A 17,968-nucleotide genomic window follows, 5' to 3' on the forward strand; every position below is an offset into this window, starting at 1 on the left:
CAATTATGTTGAACAAGAAAAATAGCGAAGCTCTGGAAGTTTTCAGTGAAAAACTGGAAGTGGAAGGGCGTAGCCTTTGGCAGGATGCCCGCCGTCGCTTTATTCATAACCGCGCGGCGATCACCAGTTTGGTGATCCTAATGTTAATTACCTTATTTGTTATTCTCGCCCCGATGCTAGCGCAATTTACTTATTCGGATACCGACTGGGGCATGATGTCTGCGGCACCTGATTTTGAATCCGGGCACTATTTTGGTACTGATTCTTCGGGCCGTGACTTATTGGTTCGTGTCGCCATTGGTGGCCGGATTTCATTGATGGTGGGTGTGGCTGCTGCATTAGTTGCGGTGGTGGTGGGTACATTATATGGATCTTTATCGGGCTATCTTGGTGGGAAAATTGACTCATTAATGATGCGTTTGTTGGAAATCCTTAATTCATTCCCCTTCATGTTTTTCGTTATTTTGTTAGTGACTTTCTTTGGTCAGAATATCTTGCTGATATTTGTGGCTATCGGGATGGTGTCTTGGTTGGACATGGCGCGTATTGTGCGCGGACAAACGTTAAGCCTAAAACGAAAAGAATTTATTGAAGCTGCGCTGGTGGGCGGTGTTTCCACACGCAATATTGTCTTGCGCCATATTGTCCCGAACGTATTAGGTGTGGTGGTGGTATATGCTTCTCTTTTAGTTCCCAGCATGATTTTATTTGAATCATTCTTGAGTTTCCTGGGGTTAGGGACACAAGAACCCCTGAGCAGTTGGGGGGCATTACTGAGTGATGGTGCCAACTCAATGGAAGTTTCTCCGTGGCTATTGATGTTCCCAGCCGGTTTTTTGGTAGTGACTTTGTTCTGCTTTAACTTTATCGGCGATGGCTTGCGTGATGCCCTCGACCCGAAAGATCGCTGAGGAGTAGCACCATGACGACGATAAATAATCAGTCTGCTGTTCAGCAATCTGCTTTGTTGGACGTAAAAGATCTCACCGTCACCTTCAAAACACCCGATGGTGATGTTACCGCAGTTAATGCGCTCAATTTTGATCTGCGTGCCGGTGAAACATTAGGGATTGTTGGCGAGTCCGGTTCCGGTAAATCGCAAACGGCATTTGCTTTGATGGGGTTGCTGGCCAGTAATGGCCGGATAGGCGGCTCAGCAAAGTTTAATGGCCGTGAAATTCTGAATTTACCTGAGAAACAATTGAACCGTTTACGGGCTGAAGAAATCTCGATGATTTTTCAAGACCCGATGACCTCGCTAAACCCGTATATGCGTGTGGGCGAGCAGTTGATGGAAGTGCTGCAATTACATAAGAAAATGAGCAAAAGTGAAGCATTCGAAGAGTCAATCCGTATGCTTGATGCAGTGAAAATGCCCGAGGCCCGCAAGCGCATGCGCATGTATCCTCATGAATTTTCAGGTGGTATGCGCCAGCGAGTTATGATTGCGATGGCATTACTTTGTCGCCCTAAGCTGTTGATCGCGGATGAACCTACTACTGCACTGGATGTGACTGTACAGGCTCAAATCATGACGTTGCTGAATGAACTTAAGACTGAGTTTAATACTGCAATTATCATGATCACCCATGATTTAGGGGTGGTTGCCGGTATATGTAATAAAGTTCTGGTGATGTATGCAGGTCGAACTATGGAATATGGACAGGCCCGTGATGTTTTTTATCATCCAAGCCACCCTTATTCTATTGGTTTGCTGAATGCTGTTCCTCGTCTTGACTCTGAAGGCGAATCTCTCATGACCATTCCGGGTAATCCACCCAATTTGCTGCGCTTACCAAAAGGGTGCCCGTTCCAGCCACGTTGCCAATATGCCATGGAGCGCTGCTCTACAGCGCCGGAACTTGAGCATTTTGGTGAAGGCCGTTTACGTGCTTGTTATAAGCCAGTAGGGGAATTGGTATGAATGCCATGACAGAGAAAAAAGTATTATTGGAAGTGGCTGACCTGAAAGTTCATTTTGATATTGAAGATGGTAAGCAATGGTTCTGGCAGCCAAGTAAAACCCTCAAAGCCGTTGATGGTGTAACCCTGCGATTGTACGAAGGTGAAACTTTAGGGGTGGTGGGTGAGTCAGGCTGTGGAAAATCCACTTTTGCTCGCGCCATTATTGGTTTGGTAAAGGCGACCGGTGGCAGTGTGGCCTGGTTAGGGAAAGATTTACTGAATATGAGTGATGCCGAATGGCGCAAAACTCGTAGTGATATTCAGATGATATTCCAAGATCCGCTGGCATCATTAAACCCGCGAATGACTATCGGCGAAATTATTGCTGAGCCATTGCGGACTTATCATCCCAAAATGCCACGCCAAGAAATTAAAGACAAAGTTAAAGCCATGATGTTGAAGGTGGGGTTGCTACCTAACCTAATCAACCGCTATCCCCATGAGTTTTCGGGCGGGCAGTGTCAACGAATTGGTATTGCTCGTGCATTGATTCTTGAACCGAAATTGGTGATTTGTGATGAACCGGTCTCGGCGCTGGATGTATCAATCCAAGCCCAAGTGGTGAATTTGTTGCAGCAACTGCAACGTGAAATGGGGCTGTCGCTGATATTTATCGCCCACGATTTAGCGGTGGTAAAACATATTTCCGATCGTGTGTTGGTGATGTATTTGGGCCATGCGGTAGAGCTTGGGACTTATGATGAGGTTTACCATAATCCGCAGCATCCCTACACCAAAGCCTTGATGTCGGCAGTGCCTATTCCAGATCCGGATAAGGAAAGAGCCAAAGTTATTCAGTTGCTGGAAGGGGAATTACCTTCTCCAATAAACCCACCTTCAGGTTGTGTGTTCCGCACTCGCTGCCCGATTGCGGGGCCGGAGTGTGCAAAAACTCGCCCATTACTGGAAGGGAGTTTCCGCCATGCGGTGTCTTGCTTGAAAGTGGACCCTTTATGATGTTGCCATCATGCCGCTATTGATAGATTAATAAATTTACTCCCGCCAAATAAGCGGGAGTTTTTTTATCCGAGCGGGGATGAATTGCTGTAGCGGCGTCTTCTACCCGTATCGTTTCTCGGTGCCGGAATTAACGGGCTGATTATTGCTTATTCTTTCCACAAGATGTGGCAAAGTTTATGGTCTTTTTCACGACATAAAAGCACTCGCGCAAATATATCGTTTATCTCCTCGCCATCATTGTCGGCAAGACCAATAACTACTTCGGCGAAAAAGTCCGGGTTGACATCAAAATCGACATGTTCGTGCCAGTCTTCAGCGGGATCAAATAACTCAGCACCGCCGCGTTCTTCAAACTGAAGGTTAAACAATAAAATATCTGCTGGGTCGAGATTATCACCCGCCAGTTCCAGAAAAATATCGTAAGCCTGCTCCAGTGTTTCATCTTCAGTCAGGCGATTATTCAGGTCCATTAAGCTTGACTCTGGTGCATTCTGATCCATTTGTAGATTCCCATTTATCATTTGCAGAATGAGCTCATTAAAACATTCTCTATCTTACTTTTACAATTATTATGCTGTGAAAAGCGAATAACTCAGAGAATCTACAATTGGATGTTTGCCGTTCTCCCATTTATTACAAGAATGGGCTGAAAAAGTAGAATAATCTTTCAGTTACCCGATGCCAGACAGGGCGCTTGCTCCAAAGCTCGGCATCTAATAACACCGAGCGAGCAATATAATCATCTTGAACTTGCGCCAAATCTGCACCAAAACCATCGTCATCAATAACCAGTGTGATTTCAAAGTTCAGCCATAAGCTGCGCATATCCAGATTCACAGTGCCGACTAAACTGAGCTGACCGTCGACCAGCACACTCTTACTGTGTAGCAGGCCGCCTTCAAACTGGTAAATTTTAACCCCAGCTTCCAGTAATTCTGAGAAGAAACTACGGCTGGCCCAGCGAACCATCATTGAATCGTTATCGCGCGGTAGGATAATACTGACATCAACACCGCGCTGTGCTGCGGTACAAATGGCATGTAGCAAATCATCGCTCGGTACTAAATAAGGCGTGGTCATGGTTAACTGTTTACGTGCAGAATACACCGCCGTTAATAACGCCTGATGAATCATTTCTTCAGGGAATCCAGGGCCAGAGGCTATAACCTGAATGGTATGACCGCTCTCTTCTTCAAACGGCATAATATGGGAGTCTGGCGGCGGCGGTAGGATGCGTTTTCCTGTTTCTATCTCCCAGTCACAGGCATAGACAATCCCCATAGTGGTCGCCACCGGGCCTTCCATGCGCGCCATCATATCAATCCATTGCCCCACGCCAGCATCTTGTTTGAAGAAGCGCGGATCAACCATATTCATACTGCCGGTGTAGGCAATATAGTTATCAATCAAGACTATTTTGCGGTGTTGGCGCAAATCCATCCGGCGGAAAAATACCCGGAAGACATTTACTTTTAGCGATTCAACCACTTCAATACCGGCATTGCGCATCATCGCAGGGTATGGGGTGCGGAAAAATTGCTGACTGCCTGCCGAATCCAGCATCAGCCGGCAATGGACACCACGCCGCGCCGCTGCCATAAGAGATTCCGCCACTTGGTCAACCAGGCCTCCGGATTGCCAGATATAAAACACCATTTCTATATTATGGCGAGCCAGCTCAATGTCGCGTACCAGTGCTTTTAGCGTGTCATCGGTGGTGGTTAACAATTGTAATTGATTACCTTTGACTCCACTGATGCCTTGACGGCGCTCGCATAATTGAAACAGGGGTTTTGCCACTTCGCTATTTGAATTGGCAAAAATGTGTTGGCATTCTTTCAGTTCACTGAGCCAGCGAGCAGTAGAGGGCCACATAGCTTTAGCCCGCTCAGCGCGGCGTTTACCAAGATGCAGCTCACCAAATGAGAGATAAGCGATTATTCCCACTAAAGGCAGGATATAAATCACTAGCAGCCAGGCCATGGCAGAAGGAACAGCTCTGCGTTTCATCAGAATACGCAGTGTTACCCCGGCAATAAGCAACCAATAGCCAAAAACCGAGAGCCAACTGATTACAGTATAAAATGTTGTCATAAGGGCGGAAATCCTGTTCACAAAGGTCGCTAAAGAGTGTACGCACAGTAAGGCGAAGGTGAAACCTTTAATCAGATATATTGCTGGATAAAATCTTTTAAGCTAAAGGACTTGCAAGATTAAATATAGCAGGCGTTTGTCAATCTTCCTGCCCGCAGGGGCCAGGATTTAGGGTCTAACTGATTTTTTGCTTTGCTGTGACTTGGATCAAAGGATGAAAGGTTTATAATAGCTGGGTTCTCAGCTTTGGAAAAATATCGTCATGAGACGAAGTAAGAATGAGGTAGGCCGTTGGCGAATGCTGCGGCAAAATCAGCGTCGCAAAACGCGTTGGCTTGAGGGCCAATCACGGCGTTACCGGCATATCTATTGTGTTCGCAAGCTCCACGAACATCAGCATCGCAGAGCGCTATTGTTCACGGTAGCTTATGAGTGGTGAGCTGCTGTAGCTGTTGATAAAACAGTCTCTTTATGAGGCTGTTTTTGTTTCAGCTAAAGTGAGTCACCGCAGAAAATTAAATTGTCTCTCTCTATTTCCCCACACAAATTGATCTCTAGCGGTGGTGCCCCATGTCATTCTTCTAAAATGGCGGGCAGACCTTAAATTTACCCAAGGTTTTTTTCACTTTGAATTTAACTTTATTCGCAGAAAATACACCCCTATCCTAAATTAAAAAAATACGATAATTCCGATATTATTTTTAATAACAAACAGTGCAAAATAATAACTTATAAGTTTATTTCACATCAGAATGTTTTCTCGCTACCCTATATATTAGGCCACTTCGTTCTAATCGTTCAGTTTCAGGGGTGTTACTGTTGGGTTGTTCGAGGTGGCCCTCCTTAGGTTAACAAAATGAGTATGAAATAATAATTCAGCTAATTATCATGTTCAGCTAATACTTGCTTATCTATCAATTGGTTGCTTTGTTTTACCTCTTTTTTGCTTGATTTTTATATCGTTAAAACCGATCAATAATTAAAAATTGATCAAATTTATCAATTGATCAATACTGACTTTTTAATCAAAAAAAGGATTTTACCGTGAATAGCAGGCTAAACATTGCAGTCGATTGCACTTTTATCTGTGAGCCGGTTTACCAGCATAATGGGAAATTGCTCGCTGTAGAACTATTGAGCCGCTTCACAACCGACTCTTTTAAAACGCCTATTTATACTGAACGATTCTTGCACCTTCTTAATGCTCAGATGAAGAGTCAGTTGCTGTATGAGCAATTAAGTTCGGTCAGAAATCATCATCAATGGTTTATTGAAAAAAATTAATACTCTCGATAAATATAGATTTTGATATGGCGCAGGCGGTGCTGTATGACGAGAAAGTCATCGCATTGTTGGATTCAATGCCTTTTATCCGGTTGGAGATCATGGAGAGCTTTCCTAATCTCAGTGAGGGTGCGAAGAATCCGCTATTAAGTAAACTGGCTAAACGATACTCGCTGTGGTTGGATGATTTTGGTAGTGGGAATACAAACATTGCAGCAGCAGCCAGTGGGTTCTTTGAATGTATCAAAATTGATAAAAATTTTTACTGGCAATGGGAAGGAAGTGTCACATTTAATAACCTGGTGATGCGTTTACGTGATCACTGCCAGAATGTGGTGGTTGAGGGGGTTGAAACTCATCAGCAATTTAGCCAACTTGCCGACATGGGCGTTGATGCGATGCAAGGTTACTTATTTAGCGCCTTCCCATTGGATGAAGTCAGCCAACTTACCCTGCAATATGACCATTTCAATATCAGGTGAATTTATTGCTGTGACTTGCCAGATGCACCTATCCCAAATTCCAACTTAAGGTTGAAAAATTGTCGACAGGACATCAACTTAGGGTGCTTTTGCTGTGAATATCACAGATATATTCCGCTGTTCAGTGGATGATGTAATCCCAATTACAGCAAAGGCTAACCTTCATGTCTCAATATAAATTAGCTAAAACAGTCTTTTTCGGGGATTTAAAAACCAGCACGGCACTGTATAAATATGAAATTTATTGTGAAGAAGCTGAGCTGATATACCACGCTGCTGTTTATTCTGAGCAAGTCATTGCGGCTGGCAAACATACTTATCCTGTTTGGGTAAGAAAAGACCATATGATATTGAAAGCACCCGCTCATATGCTGGATAAAGCGGTTGATGCTTGTGAAGAGCATTGGCTGAAGCATTACAAAGTCTAGTACTGAGTCGAATAGTGGGGCGGCCGCCCGTACTTAAGTACCCAAGATAAAATACAAAACGCCTTAATTGAGGCGTTTTGTTTTGATGTATCGACGTCGCTTATCCGATTATTCAAAATACGCGTTTATAGGGTTTTACAATCACCGATTGATAAACCCCAGCAGCAACATAGGGGTCTTGTTCTGCCCACGCCTGGGCGGCCTGTTGTGAGTCAAACTCGGCAATTACCGTTGAGCCAGTGAATCCGGCAGCACCGGGGTCGGCACTGTCAATGGCTGGGTTAGGGCCTGCGGTCAATAAGCGCCCTTGATCCTGTAATGCCTGTAAACGAGCTAAATGTGCTGGGCGCACGGATAAGCGCTTATCAAGAGAATCCGGGACGTCGGTTGCAAAGATTACATACAGCATGTTTCACCTTTAAAATCATTGTCATTATATAAAGTGACCGTGGTATCCCATCACAACATGTTCCCCAGATAAATTCAATCCGGTACGTTAGTGGCGTTAATCCCATGAAGGGTTAATACACGGGTAATTAATAATGAAATAAAATGATAATTAACCGTAAATGGAAAGTGTTTTTTGGTTGATATTGCCGTTTAAAGCATCATTTAAGGCTTATCAATAAGATTGTTGGCAGAAGCTTATTGAATATGATTGCTATTTGCATTTAAACTTAGCTGCATTAGAGGACACTGAATTATTATGCAGCTAAATAAATTTTTTCTGGGTCGACGGCTTACGTGGCCATTGGCATTCTCGGTTGGGATACATGGCAGTGTAATTGCAGCATTGCTCTATGTTTCTGTCGAGCAAATGCAGCCACAGCCTGAAATAGAAGATGCGCCATTAGCGGTCACTATGGTCAATATCGCGACTTTTGCCGCGCCACAACCGGCGGCGGCAGAGCCACAATCTGAGCCAGAACCGGCTGAAGAGGTTCCGCCAGAACCTGAGGTGTTGCCAGAGCCCGTCCCGGTGGCAATTCCTGAACCCGTGAAGCCAAAACCTAAACCGGTTAAAAAACCAGAAATTAAAAAATCAGAAGTTAAAAAAGAAGTTAAAAAAACGGAAGTCAAAAAACCTGATGTGAAGAAAACAGTTGCTCCGCCGGATGACAACGTCTTCAAATCGGATGAGCCAGCGTTGGTTTCCACCAATGCGCCGGTGAAATCAGCACCTTCGGCATCAGTTCCCGGAGCATCAACCACTTCAGGGCCCAAAGCACTGAGTAAGGCGAAACCAACCTATCCGGCTCGCGCGTTGGCTTTAGGGATTGAAGGGCAGGTTAAAGTGCAATTCGACATTGATGAAGGGGGCCGTGTTACCAATGTGCGAATCTTGGAGGCCACTCCGCGTAATATCTTTGAACGCGAGGTCAAGCAAGTGATGCGCAAGTGGCGCTATGAAGCCGTTGCCGCCAAAAATTATGTCACCACCGTGGTGTTCAAGATTGATGGCAATATGGAAATGGACTAAAGCGCTGCTGCCGCTGAATTCAGATGTTAGCTTGGCATTTTGCCACAAAAAAAGGGTCGCTCAATCGCGGCCCTTTTTGTTTTTATCAAATGGGAACCACCGTTACTGTGTGGCTCCAACCTCAAAATTCCCTCGGCCATCAGGTAAGGCACGGGATTTACCCGCATCATCAACTGCCACATAGGTGAATACCGCCTCTGTGGCACGATAGCGCTGACCGATAGGTTCAGAAGAGACTTTTTTCACCCAGACTTCAATATTGATGGTAATAGAGCTGCGGCCAGTTTTAATGCATCTGGCATAGCAACAGACGACATCACCGACAGCCACCGGCTTGAGGAAGGTCATGCCATCAACACGCACAGTGACAACCCGGCCCTGCGCTATTTCTTTCGCCTGAATGGCACCGCCAATATCCATTTGTGACATTAACCAGCCACCGAAAATATCGCCGTTGGCGTTGGTATCTGCGGGCATTGCCAGGGTACGAAGGACTAATTCACCGTTAGGTAATGCTTGCTCACCGCGAGGTGATAATTGTTCCGGGTTCATCTCTGCCTGCTTTTAAATCGAGGTATGTAACGGCGTAGGACTCGGTGAGCTACGCCGTCAATGACGTTGATAATCAGTGAATTAAATTATGACTTTTTCTGTTCTTCCGGCATATGGCGGTAAATATAAACACCGCTGATCAGTGTGAATACCAACGTCAGAGCGGTTAAGCCGAAGACTTTAAAATTCACCCAGATATCTTGAGGTAACCAGAAGGCGACATAGATATTCAGCAGGCCGCAGGCCAGGAAAAATACGGCCCAAGACAGATTCAATGTTGACCACACGGCGTCCGGCAGAGTCAATTCTTTGCCAAGCATCCGTTGGATTAATGGTTTTTTCATAAACCACTGGCTAACTAATAACGCGGCGGCGAACAGAACATACAGCACCGTAACTTTCCATTTAATGAATAAGTCACTGTGGAAGGCCAGTGTCAAAGTACCGAAGACCAACACCATAATCGCGGTGATTAATGTCATCTTTTCTACTTTGCGGTATTTGAACCAGGTAAAGGCCAACGCCAGTAATGTGGCGACAATCAGTGCCCCTGAGGCGACAAAAATGTCATAGGTTTTGTAGAAAACAAAAAATACGACCAGTGGAAGAAAATCTAAAAGTTGCTTCATGAATCAATCCATCATTTGTACACCGCCCGACTATACCGGATTCAGTGAGGAGAGGGTATAAGCGCTAAAGGACTATTATCCTCAATTATCTGCCGGAATGCGCGCTCTGCCAGTAGAATTTGCAGAAACTTACGATAAACAAGTAACAGATTTTGTCTGTGTATTGCCAGTCGGGTGTTAACCCAGCATGATAAGCAACCCTATTGGGTTAAAGCTTGGTGGCATTTTTATGCAGAAAAAATCACTCCGGTATTGGATGCCGGGTTTGACCCAATTACTGGCTTATGAGCGAGACTGGCTTAAATCTGATATGAGAGCCGGGTTATCTGTCGCCGCAGTGGCATTGCCCATTGCCATCGCCTATGCCGAATTGACCGGGGTGAGCGCCGCAGTCGGGTTGTATTCCTGTATTTTACCGATGATTGCGTATGCGTTTTTTGGCTCTTCGCGGCAATTGATTGTGGGGCCAGATGCGGCAACCTGTGCGGTGATTGCCGCCGTGGTGGCACCGCTGGCAGCGGGTAACACTGAAGTTCATTGGCAACTGACCATCATGATGACATTAATGATGGGCACATGGTGCCTGGTTGCCAGCCGCTTCAAGCTGGGCGCATTGGCAGATTTGTTATCACGCCCGATACTGACAGGGTTGTTAAATGGGGTGGCGATCACCATTATCGTCGACCAGTTAGGCAAAGTTTTTGGTTTTATGACCCGCCCGCCACAGTTAATTGAGCGGGTGCTGGCGCTGCCACATAATTTAATTAATACCCATTTGCCGACACTGGCCATCTCGTTACTGACCTTTGTGGTGCTGTATGGTGTCAAGTGGTTGCGACCCAATTGGCCCGCACCTTTGTTGGCCATTGTGATGGCAACTTTTGTCTCTTGGGCAGCTAACCTGCAACAATTTGGTGTCTTGATAGTCGGGGGCTTTGACGGTGGGCTGCCAATAGTGAGTTGGCCGGATTTCCAGCCAGGTTTGCTACGTGACATGGTTATCCCGGCACTCAACCTGGCGGTAGTGAGTTTTGTCAGTATGATGCTGACGGCCCGCAGTTTTGCAGCCAAAAATGGTTATGAAGTTGATGCCGATGTTGAGCTGCGCGCCTTAGGTATCACCAATATCGTCTCTGCACTGTCCCAAGGTTTTGCTATCAGTGGGGCCAGCACCCGCACCGCAGTTAATGACGCCAATAATGGTAAAAGCCAGTTGGTTTCTATTATTGCCGCCTTGGTTATTGCGCTGGTGTTGTTATTTCTAACTCGTCCATTGCAATTTATTCCCATCGCGGCACTGGGCGTTGTGCTTATCTATGCGGCCTGGTCACTGCTCGGGTTCAGGAGCCTGTGGCAACTGCGAAAACGTAATGCCCAAGCTTTCTATCTGGCGCTTTTTACCTTTGCCAGTGTGGTCTTAGTTGGGGTTATTAGTGGTATTGGTTTAGCTGTATTGTTGGGGTTATTACAATTCTTGCGCACGGTATTTCGCCCAACAGAGCAGTTATTAGGGGTCAATGCGGATGGTATGATCCATTCGATGCGCAGCGGTAATGGGATTAAACCTGTGCCCGGCGTTATGATTTACCGCTTTAACTCACCACTGACCTACTTTAATGTGGCGTATTTTAAGCGGCGAATTTTGAATTTGGTCGATAGCACGCCTCATCCGGCGGATTGGGTGGTTATTGATGCGGTGGCCAGTTTTACCTATGCCGATATTAGTGTGTTAGCCGCCATTGACGAGCTTAAGCGCGATCTAAAACAACGAAAAATCAAACTGATATTAGCCGGAAGGCGCACTGAACTGACTCGCTGGTTCCGCATTAATCGGCTAAAAAGCCATGATGAGGATCTGATTCTGGTACCTGACTTATATTTGGCTTTGAAGCTGATTCAAAGTAAACAGTTGGTCGCGGAGAAACAAGCGTCAGAGGCGGGAGTGGCGCCGCAACCCCAGGGTTTATAAATAGCAAAAGGGCCGTTATGGCCCTTTTAGGTTTTTATCTGAGCCGAGAGTTAAGCGGTGGTGCCCGTAGGGCGCACTAACATATATAAGCGGAACAGATACACCAGCAATAATGCAGAAACCAGATTGCTCAGCGCACTTAAAACGGTACTGGCAATTGGCGTTGGCAATGCGGTTAAGTGATTGACTAAGTACAGCAAAATCAATTTAGCCGCAATCCACAGCATCATCGCCGGAACAATTAACCGGATGTTGGCAAAGGCAAGTTTAGCACTGGCTTTAATGGCGGCAAAAACGCCTATTTTCTCGGTGGTCACGATGATCGGTGACAGCGAAAGCGCAATTGCAATGATGATACCCGGCAGGATGAAGAGCATTAATCCCAATTGAATTAACAACGTCCCGATAAACATCAATAGCAGTAAGCGCGGCAAAATGGGCACTGAAATCCCAATGGCCTGCAATGCACTCACACGACGCCCAGTCGAGATCATCGAGATCAAGGTGAGCATCCCTCCGACTAATAACACGTTGCCGACTAATGCAGAAAACGTTGCAACAGCAGAGACTTTGAGCAGCACAATTTGTTGCTCTGGAGTGAGCTGCGCCACCATATCTCTGATGCTGATATCTCCTGACGAGGAAAAATCACTTTCGCTAGCGCTTAAAGTACTCAGTTGTTCAGCATCAGGAATAAAGGCCTGATTCAGCATGACGGTAATGAACGCAGTCAGCAAAGCCAATAGCACAATGGCGACCAGCTGATTGCGTAAAAAGTTAAAACTGTCACGGTATAAAGTGTTAGCCGTGATAGGCATGAAAACTCCTTGAAATCGAAGAAAAAGCGCGTAGTCGGTGATTATACCTTGTTATGGCGCGCAGTGGGATCCTGTGATTGACCAATGGTTGATTTCTTCTCTTCTCATTACCTGGATGTTATCAACAGGTAAAGGTAGCAAGCCGTAATGGCTGCGGGCGCGATCGCAATAGGGATTACTCACGCCAGCCTCTCCTGAAGGTTCAAATTCATGGCACGGGGAGGGGCGGTCACGATAAATTGAACAGGAAACAGACTGACCGACTTCGCCCTGAAGGGCGGTACAGTGGGGCGATTTGCGATTAGTTCCAGCCATACAGCTTATAAAAGGAGTGACTTGTTCAGTGATGGCATTAGGTACTGTGCCGCCGCCTGCTTTGGCTTCTGCCCAGTAGAAAGATACCCGGAAATAGGCGCAACAAGCGCCACAATTCACACAGGGATTAATTTCAGCGCTCATCTTTAAGCTACTGCTCCTTATTCAGTCAACAGCTAACCTGTCACGATTTCACACGGAAGACATCTGAGCATGGCGGCTGTTCTCTTTTTCAGCAATGTCCGAGAGCACAATTTGATGCCAAAGCGTGATTTATGATCCAGATCAATTTCAATGTTATTAGCAATTTAAATAACCCTACTTAAAATAGGATTTATTTAAATTGTTACTAAAGATGTGATCTCGATTGGATCACGAATACGCATTTGTAGGTATATTCTGTTCGCGAATATACCTACAAATGGAATGGATAATGAAAAAAGTCACTCTGGCATTGTTAGCCGTAGCAACTCTGGCATCGACTGCGGTAAGTGCGCACCAAGCAGGCGATTATATTTTCCGGGCAGGGACGGCAACTGTCAGACCTAATGCGGGGTCTGATGATGTACTAGGTTATGGTTCTTTCAAGGTGGATAACAATACTCAGTTGGGCCTGACCTTTAGCTATCTGATTACCGATAATATCGGGGTAGAATTGCTGGCGGCTACGCCATTCCGCCATCGCGTTGGCCTTGGGCCGACTGGCGACATTGCCGAAGTTAAGCAATTACCGCCAACCTTAATGGCGCAATATTATTTCCGTGATAAACAAGACAAACTGCGCCCTTATTTGGGTATTGGTCTGAACTACACCACTTTCTTTGATGAGAAGTTCAACAATACCGGCACTGCTGCTGGGTTGTCGGATTTGAGTGTTAAAGATTCTTGGGGCGTGGCGGGTCAGGCGGGTTTGGATTACATGGTGAGTGAGAACTGGATGCTGAATATGTCGGTCTGGTGGATGAATATCGAAACCGACGTCAAATTCAAGGCGGGTGGCGAAGAGCAGAGTATTCATACTCGTCTCGACCCGTGGGTATTTATGTTCGGAGCCGGTTACCGCTTCTAATTGCTGTGCTTCATTGACGTTACCGGGGGCATTACCAACCAGTAACGCCAATGATGTTGAGCAATCATGACGGTGGTCGTCGAAAAGGGGGCGCAGTAATGCGCCGCCAAAAGATAATTACCTGATCAACATTTGGTCACTGACAGATTTCACCCCAGGTACAGTGCGGGTTATCTGTACTGCACGGTTTGCATCATGACGAGAGCTAACAAAACCACTTAGTTGAACCCGCCCTTTAAATGTCTCAACACTGATTTCAGTTGATTTTATATCTTTCGCAGCCAACAGCGCTGCTTTCACTTTGGTGGTGATAACGGTGTCATCCAAATACCCACCGGTTCCTTCTGTCGTTGGTGTCGGCGCACAAGCCGAGATAGCCATTGCCATCATCAGGGCAACACATACAGCTGCAACGGTCTTGAAAATCTTCATAAATGACTCTCCATGTTTAATAACGCCATAGGGCATAAGGTTTGCATAAGTAGTATTGATTATGAATGGTATTTATTCAAATCTACAATGAATAAGTCGTAAGCGAAGATATTGAAAAGCAGGGAATAAAGCGCCCGACTTATTAGGCGCTCAGATGGCGGATAACATTGTTATGTTCGTCACATAATGAGATGGGATATATCTAAACCTTACCGCCCGGTTACTCCAGCGCGCGACAGCAGATAAGTGTAACCACGGCCGTGAGAGGCAATTTCTCGTAATAAATCATCATCGGCATTCGGTGGGCAGATAAAGATAGGCGCAATGCTGCAGCACGGAAAGAGGCGGATTCTTCAAATGGCACAGTTTTTATTAAATCTGTTATATTTTATTATGGGAAAGCAAAAATCCTAATTGTAAGTTACCTGGTTGCTTGTGGTCATTAAAATAAGTTACCATATAATAATATATGCAATATGGATGAAGGATTATTATGGACGATAAAAGTATTGAGCTGCGATTAGCAGAGAAAAAATTTATATCAAAAAGAGATATTGAAGCTATTCGCAAACACGCCATAGGCAATAATATTTCATTTGAGATGGCAATAGCACAACTCAAACGTGTTTCTTTAGGGACTGTTATTTTACACTTTTTACTAATAATAATTGGTGTGTTTATCTTTTTTTCAGACGATTCATCAGACTTTGAATCATATGTTTTTGCAGCAGGCTTGAGTATAGTATTAATGAACATAGTCGCTCCTGTTATATTAGGAGCGAAGTTATTTTTTGTACCATTACAAGATTAGATAAGTTATTTGTTATCGTTGATTACCTTGATAGATAAAGCATTGCCAGTGCTTTCTATGGCTAAATTACCATATCCTAAAGTTTTAATATTTCTGATATAGTCAGATGAAATATATCTAAACAGTCTCCATGAATCAGGTTTCAGAACCATTCTTGCCATTCCATACCCTGATAACCCAATACTCATAAAATTATATACTAATACGCCAGCTTTTTTATCAAAGCCTAAAAACTCAGCGGTGGCTACATAACGGTTAAGCATAAAACCGTACTGTCTGTATTTGGTGCTTTATATATAATATTAGAACTTAATTTCAAGGTTGAAGTGGTTGCTTTACTAACCTCATTATATATTGAGTGGGTATTTTTAATCACACCATTAAGAATAAAAGCCTTTTTTCATACTGATCCAGTATCACTCATTACAGCCATTATTTTTACCCATTTATTTTGAAATTGGCTGGTGAATTATTGTTTATAGCATAATAAATGGCATTGTGAGGTTTGCAGGAGGGTGTTTTTGTTGTGTATTTTTAATACTAATGGTGTGTTTTATAGCTGATATTTATTTTGATGTATTATTGTTATTTGTCGTGATAATAAATAGCCGTGCGCGGAGATATTGAAAAGAAGGGAATAAAGCGCCCGATTTATCAGGCGCTTAGTGCTTAGCTAAGGGTCGCGGCTTTCATTGCAGCCACGAAACGGGCCAATTCAGCCAGCATCTCTGCGGGGTAAGAGACATTATTTTCAATGATTTTTACAATCGCAGAGCCGGAAATGGCCCCAGCGGCACCCGCAGCTAAACTGGTTTTTATCTGTTCAGGTTCTGAAATACCAAAACCTTGCAGAGCTGGCGCGGCATTGTATTCACGCAGCTTATCTATCAGATGATTTAACGGCAGCTGACCATGATTCTCAGCCCCGGTGACTCCAGCGCGCGACAACAGATAAGTGTAACCACGGCCGTGAGAGGCAATTTCTCGTAATAAATCATCATCGGCATTCGGTGGGCAGATGAAGATAGGCGCAATGCCGTGGCGCATTGCTGCAGCACGGAAAGGGGCTGATTCTTCAAATGGCACATCAGCAATCAGCACCGAGTCGACACCCACATCAGCACAGCGCTGATAGAAAGTATCAATCCCGTTATGGAATACCAAGTTTGCATACATCAGTAAACCAATAGGGATGGTCGGGTATTTTTTGCGGATTTCTGCCAGCATTTCAAAGCAGATATCTGGCGTCACGCCAGCGGCGAAAGCGCGCAGTGCCGCATTTTGGATGGTCGGGCCATCAGCCAGTGGATCAGAGAATGGGATGCCCAGCTCTAATGCATCGGCACCGGCGGCAATTAAAGTATCAATAATGTCTAAAGACAGGGCCGGTGACGGGTCGCCAAGTTGTACGAAAGGAACAAATGCGCCTTCTTTTTTGTCCGCCAAGTGTTTGAAAAGCTTTTGATAACGCTCCATTAAATCTCTCCCCGTGCTTTCAGAATATCATGGACGGTGAAAATATCTTTATCACCACGCCCAGACAGATTGACCACCAGTAATTGTTCTTTCTCCGGATCAGCTTTAATCATTTTCAATGCATGTGCCAAGGCGTGGGAGGATTCCAATGCCGGGATAATCCCTTCCTGGCACGACAACGCTTTAAAGGCATCCAGTGCTTCATCATCAGTGACGGACACATAATCAGCTCGGCCAATACTGTTTAAATAGGCATGCTGTGGCCCAACAGAAGGGAAGTCCAAACCGGCAGAAATTGAGTAAGATTCTTCGATTTGACCATCACTGGTTTGCATCATCGGCGATTTCATACCGAAGTAGATGCCCACTTTACCGTGTTTAAGTGGCGCGCCATGTTGACCGGTTTCGATTCCCAGACCCGCCGGTTCAACACCAATCAAGCCCACATTGGGTTCATCGATAAAATCGGCAAACATCCCAATGGCATTCGAGCCACCGCCGATGCAGGCCAACACGGCGTCAGGTAAGCGGCCTTCTTTGGCTAAAATCTGCACTTTGGTTTCTTCGCCGATCATCCGTTGGAATTCTCTCACAATGGTCGGGTAAGGGTGCGGGCCTGCGGCGGTTCCCAACATATAGTGGGCGGTTTCATAGCTGCCAGACCAGTCGCGCAGGGCTTCATTACAGGCATCTTTCAAGGTTGATGAGCCACTGTGTACGGGAATAACTTCAGCCCCCATCAGCCGCATGCGGAACACGTTCGGCGACTGGCGTTCAATGTCTTTCGCGCCCATGTAAATACGGCACTTTAAGCCCAGCAGGGCACAGGCCAATGCAGACGCCACCCCATGTTGTCCCGCACCGGTTTCCGCGATGATTTCTGTCTTACCCATACGCTTGGCTAATAAAGCCTGACCCAGCACTTGGTTAGTTTTATGTGCGCCGCCGTGCAGCAAATCTTCACGTTTTAGATAGAGTTTAGTTTTCGTGCCCTTGGTCAAATTCTGACACAAGGTCAGGGCGGTTGGTCGCCCGGCGTAGTTCTTTAATAAATCCTGAAATGCCGCCTGAAACTCAGGATCCAGTTGAGCACTGACAAATGCCTCTTCCAGCTGCTTCAAGGCTGGCATCAAAATCTGGGGCACATACATGCCACCGAACTCGCCAAAATAAGGATTTAATGTGGTCATTTTTCTGTCCATTA

At 45.4% G+C, this 17,968-nt stretch carries 20 protein-coding genes and 2 pseudogenes; 10 read left to right on the top strand and 12 right to left on the bottom strand.

Annotated elements, in window-relative coordinates; genetic code table 11:
- The first annotated feature begins 2 nt into the window (after positions 1-2).
- From oppC to oppF, 3 genes are read left to right on the top strand one after another with little or no spacing between them, the layout of a single operon-like run.
- Positions 3-911 (top strand): oligopeptide ABC transporter permease OppC, encoded by a 909-nt coding sequence (gene oppC, locus YROHD0001_RS05620; protein WP_032817333.1) that lies wholly within the window; start codon positions 3-5, stop codon positions 909-911.
- 11 nt (positions 912-922) lie between these two features.
- Positions 923-1,924, top strand: a complete 1,002-nt coding sequence (gene oppD / locus YROHD0001_RS05615) for an ABC transporter ATP-binding protein (protein WP_004715546.1) — start codon at positions 923-925, stop codon at positions 1,922-1,924.
- Complete coding sequence (gene oppF, locus YROHD0001_RS05610; RefSeq protein ID WP_032817335.1) at positions 1,921-2,922, top strand: murein tripeptide/oligopeptide ABC transporter ATP binding protein OppF; 1,002 nt, start codon at positions 1,921-1,923, stop codon at positions 2,920-2,922. Before oppD ends, oppF begins: the two co-directional genes overlap by 4 nt.
- Before the next feature lie 149 nt (positions 2,923-3,071).
- Here oppF and YROHD0001_RS05605 read toward each other — a convergent pair whose 3' ends face one another.
- Both YROHD0001_RS05605 and cls read right to left on the bottom strand, forming a co-directional pair.
- Positions 3,072-3,395 (bottom strand): HI1450 family dsDNA-mimic protein, encoded by a 324-nt coding sequence (locus tag YROHD0001_RS05605; protein WP_004715548.1) that lies wholly within the window; start codon positions 3,393-3,395, stop codon positions 3,072-3,074.
- Between the two features lie 163 nt (positions 3,396-3,558).
- The gene (cls, locus tag YROHD0001_RS05600; RefSeq protein WP_004715549.1) at positions 3,559-5,019 is read right to left on the bottom strand and encodes a cardiolipin synthase; all 1,461 of its coding nucleotides are present in this window, start codon (positions 5,017-5,019) and stop codon (positions 3,559-3,561) included.
- Between the two features lie 262 nt (positions 5,020-5,281).
- Between cls and YROHD0001_RS19740 the strand changes: the two genes are divergently transcribed.
- From YROHD0001_RS19740 to YROHD0001_RS05595, 3 genes are all read left to right on the top strand, one after another.
- Positions 5,282-5,458 (top strand): YciY family protein, encoded by a 177-nt coding sequence (locus YROHD0001_RS19740; protein WP_071817897.1) that lies wholly within the window; start codon positions 5,282-5,284, stop codon positions 5,456-5,458.
- Positions 5,459-6,329: 871 nt separating this feature from the next.
- Complete coding sequence (locus YROHD0001_RS20755; protein WP_004715550.1) at positions 6,330-6,785, top strand: EAL domain-containing protein; 456 nt, start codon at positions 6,330-6,332, stop codon at positions 6,783-6,785.
- Positions 6,786-6,949: 164 nt separating this feature from the next.
- Positions 6,950-7,213, top strand: a complete 264-nt coding sequence (locus tag YROHD0001_RS05595) for a hypothetical protein (protein WP_004715551.1) — start codon at positions 6,950-6,952, stop codon at positions 7,211-7,213.
- Between the two features lie 112 nt (positions 7,214-7,325).
- On the opposite strand, the gene YROHD0001_RS05590 is transcribed toward YROHD0001_RS05595, so the two are convergent.
- Positions 7,326-7,622, bottom strand: coding sequence for a YciI family protein (locus tag YROHD0001_RS05590; protein ID WP_032817337.1), 297 nt, complete (start codon positions 7,620-7,622; stop codon positions 7,326-7,328).
- A gap of 297 nt (positions 7,623-7,919) precedes the next feature.
- Here YROHD0001_RS05590 and YROHD0001_RS05585 point away from each other — a divergent pair, with 297 nt between their 5' ends.
- Positions 7,920-8,693: an energy transducer TonB gene (locus YROHD0001_RS05585; protein ID WP_032817339.1), complete on the top strand. Its 774-nt coding sequence runs from the start codon at positions 7,920-7,922 to the stop codon at positions 8,691-8,693.
- 102 nt (positions 8,694-8,795) lie between these two features.
- Here YROHD0001_RS05585 and yciA read toward each other — a convergent pair whose 3' ends face one another.
- Positions 8,796-9,245, bottom strand: a complete 450-nt coding sequence (gene yciA / locus YROHD0001_RS05580; RefSeq protein ID WP_004715554.1) for an acyl-CoA thioester hydrolase YciA — start codon at positions 9,243-9,245, stop codon at positions 8,796-8,798.
- An 86-nt stretch (positions 9,246-9,331) separates the two neighbouring features.
- Entirely contained in the window at positions 9,332-9,874 is a 543-nt protein-coding gene (locus tag YROHD0001_RS05575) for a septation protein A (protein WP_004715555.1), read from the bottom strand.
- 229 nt (positions 9,875-10,103) lie between these two features.
- Between YROHD0001_RS05575 and YROHD0001_RS05570 the strand changes: the two genes are divergently transcribed.
- Positions 10,104-11,843, top strand: coding sequence for a SulP family inorganic anion transporter (locus YROHD0001_RS05570; RefSeq protein WP_032817367.1), 1,740 nt, complete (start codon positions 10,104-10,106; stop codon positions 11,841-11,843).
- Between the two features lie 50 nt (positions 11,844-11,893).
- On the opposite strand, the gene YROHD0001_RS05565 is transcribed toward YROHD0001_RS05570, so the two are convergent.
- On the bottom strand, positions 11,894-12,661 hold the full coding sequence (locus YROHD0001_RS05565) for a YciC family protein (RefSeq protein ID WP_004715558.1): 768 nt from the start codon (positions 12,659-12,661) through the stop codon (positions 11,894-11,896).
- Positions 12,662-12,712: 51 nt separating this feature from the next.
- The gene (locus YROHD0001_RS19745) at positions 12,713-13,120 is read right to left on the bottom strand and encodes a YkgJ family cysteine cluster protein (protein WP_004715559.1); all 408 of its coding nucleotides are present in this window, start codon (positions 13,118-13,120) and stop codon (positions 12,713-12,715) included.
- A 289-nt stretch (positions 13,121-13,409) separates the two neighbouring features.
- Between YROHD0001_RS19745 and ompW the strand changes: the two genes are divergently transcribed.
- A complete protein-coding gene (gene ompW, locus YROHD0001_RS05560; protein ID WP_032817341.1) occupies positions 13,410-14,045 on the top strand; it encodes an outer membrane protein OmpW in 636 nt (211 codons plus the stop codon).
- 117 nt (positions 14,046-14,162) lie between these two features.
- Here the strand turns inward: ompW and YROHD0001_RS05555 are convergent, their stop codons facing one another.
- Positions 14,163-14,477: a BON domain-containing protein gene (locus tag YROHD0001_RS05555; protein ID WP_032817343.1), complete on the bottom strand. Its 315-nt coding sequence runs from the start codon at positions 14,475-14,477 to the stop codon at positions 14,163-14,165.
- A gap of 215 nt (positions 14,478-14,692) precedes the next feature.
- A pseudogene (locus YROHD0001_RS19750) lies at positions 14,693-14,853 on the bottom strand (tryptophan synthase subunit alpha); the annotation flags it as partial.
- A 117-nt stretch (positions 14,854-14,970) separates the two neighbouring features.
- Between YROHD0001_RS19750 and YROHD0001_RS05550 the strand changes: the two are divergent.
- Entirely contained in the window at positions 14,971-15,288 is a 318-nt protein-coding gene (locus tag YROHD0001_RS05550; protein ID WP_004715563.1) for a hypothetical protein, read from the top strand.
- Positions 15,289-15,293: 5 nt separating this feature from the next.
- Here YROHD0001_RS05550 and YROHD0001_RS19360 read toward each other — a convergent pair.
- The 3 genes and pseudogenes from YROHD0001_RS19360 to trpB all read right to left on the bottom strand — a co-directional run.
- Positions 15,294-15,554: pseudogene (locus tag YROHD0001_RS19360) on the bottom strand (DUF4225 domain-containing protein); the annotation flags it as partial.
- 403 nt (positions 15,555-15,957) lie between these two features.
- Positions 15,958-16,764 (bottom strand): tryptophan synthase subunit alpha, encoded by an 807-nt coding sequence (gene trpA / locus YROHD0001_RS0118255; RefSeq protein WP_032817345.1) that lies wholly within the window; start codon positions 16,762-16,764, stop codon positions 15,958-15,960.
- A complete protein-coding gene (gene trpB / locus YROHD0001_RS05540; protein WP_032817347.1) occupies positions 16,764-17,954 on the bottom strand; it encodes a tryptophan synthase subunit beta in 1,191 nt (396 codons plus the stop codon). Before trpB ends, trpA begins: the two co-directional genes overlap by 1 nt.
- Between the last annotated feature and the right edge of the window lie 14 nt (positions 17,955-17,968).

Origin of the sequence: Yersinia rohdei ATCC 43380, assembly GCF_000173775.1 — a bacterium.
In the GTDB taxonomy this organism is placed as follows: Bacteria; Pseudomonadota; Gammaproteobacteria; order Enterobacterales; family Enterobacteriaceae; genus Yersinia; species Yersinia rohdei.

What these genes read in the sequence shown, in the direction of transcription:
- trpA (WP_032817345.1), bottom strand. Translation starts at nt 16,764, where the DNA reads ATGGAGCGTTATCAAAAGCTTTTCAAACACTTGGCGGACAAAAAAGAA.
- trpB (WP_032817347.1), bottom strand. Translation starts at nt 17,954, where the DNA reads ATGACCACATTAAATCCTTATTTTGGCGAGTTCGGTGGCATGTATGTG.
- YROHD0001_RS05555 (WP_032817343.1), bottom strand. Translation starts at nt 14,477, where the DNA reads ATGAAGATTTTCAAGACCGTTGCAGCTGTATGTGTTGCCCTGATGATG.
- YROHD0001_RS05585 (WP_032817339.1), top strand. Translation starts at nt 7,920, where the DNA reads ATGCAGCTAAATAAATTTTTTCTGGGTCGACGGCTTACGTGGCCATTG.
- YROHD0001_RS20755 (WP_004715550.1), top strand. Translation starts at nt 6,330, where the DNA reads ATGGCGCAGGCGGTGCTGTATGACGAGAAAGTCATCGCATTGTTGGAT.
- YROHD0001_RS19745 (WP_004715559.1), bottom strand. Translation starts at nt 13,120, where the DNA reads ATGAGCGCTGAAATTAATCCCTGTGTGAATTGTGGCGCTTGTTGCGCC.
- YROHD0001_RS05605 (WP_004715548.1), bottom strand. Translation starts at nt 3,395, where the DNA reads ATGGACCTGAATAATCGCCTGACTGAAGATGAAACACTGGAGCAGGCT.
- ompW (WP_032817341.1), top strand. Translation starts at nt 13,410, where the DNA reads ATGAAAAAAGTCACTCTGGCATTGTTAGCCGTAGCAACTCTGGCATCG.
- YROHD0001_RS05575 (WP_004715555.1), bottom strand. Translation starts at nt 9,874, where the DNA reads ATGAAGCAACTTTTAGATTTTCTTCCACTGGTCGTATTTTTTGTTTTC.
- YROHD0001_RS19740 (WP_071817897.1), top strand. Translation starts at nt 5,282, where the DNA reads ATGAGACGAAGTAAGAATGAGGTAGGCCGTTGGCGAATGCTGCGGCAA.
- oppD (WP_004715546.1), top strand. Translation starts at nt 923, where the DNA reads ATGACGACGATAAATAATCAGTCTGCTGTTCAGCAATCTGCTTTGTTG.
- YROHD0001_RS05595 (WP_004715551.1), top strand. Translation starts at nt 6,950, where the DNA reads ATGTCTCAATATAAATTAGCTAAAACAGTCTTTTTCGGGGATTTAAAA.
- yciA (WP_004715554.1), bottom strand. Translation starts at nt 9,245, where the DNA reads ATGAACCCGGAACAATTATCACCTCGCGGTGAGCAAGCATTACCTAAC.
- YROHD0001_RS05590 (WP_032817337.1), bottom strand. Translation starts at nt 7,622, where the DNA reads ATGCTGTATGTAATCTTTGCAACCGACGTCCCGGATTCTCTTGATAAG.
- cls (WP_004715549.1), bottom strand. Translation starts at nt 5,019, where the DNA reads ATGACAACATTTTATACTGTAATCAGTTGGCTCTCGGTTTTTGGCTAT.
- YROHD0001_RS05565 (WP_004715558.1), bottom strand. Translation starts at nt 12,661, where the DNA reads ATGCCTATCACGGCTAACACTTTATACCGTGACAGTTTTAACTTTTTA.
- oppF (WP_032817335.1), top strand. Translation starts at nt 1,921, where the DNA reads ATGAATGCCATGACAGAGAAAAAAGTATTATTGGAAGTGGCTGACCTG.
- YROHD0001_RS05570 (WP_032817367.1), top strand. Translation starts at nt 10,104, where the DNA reads ATGCAGAAAAAATCACTCCGGTATTGGATGCCGGGTTTGACCCAATTA.
- YROHD0001_RS05550 (WP_004715563.1), top strand. Translation starts at nt 14,971, where the DNA reads ATGGACGATAAAAGTATTGAGCTGCGATTAGCAGAGAAAAAATTTATA.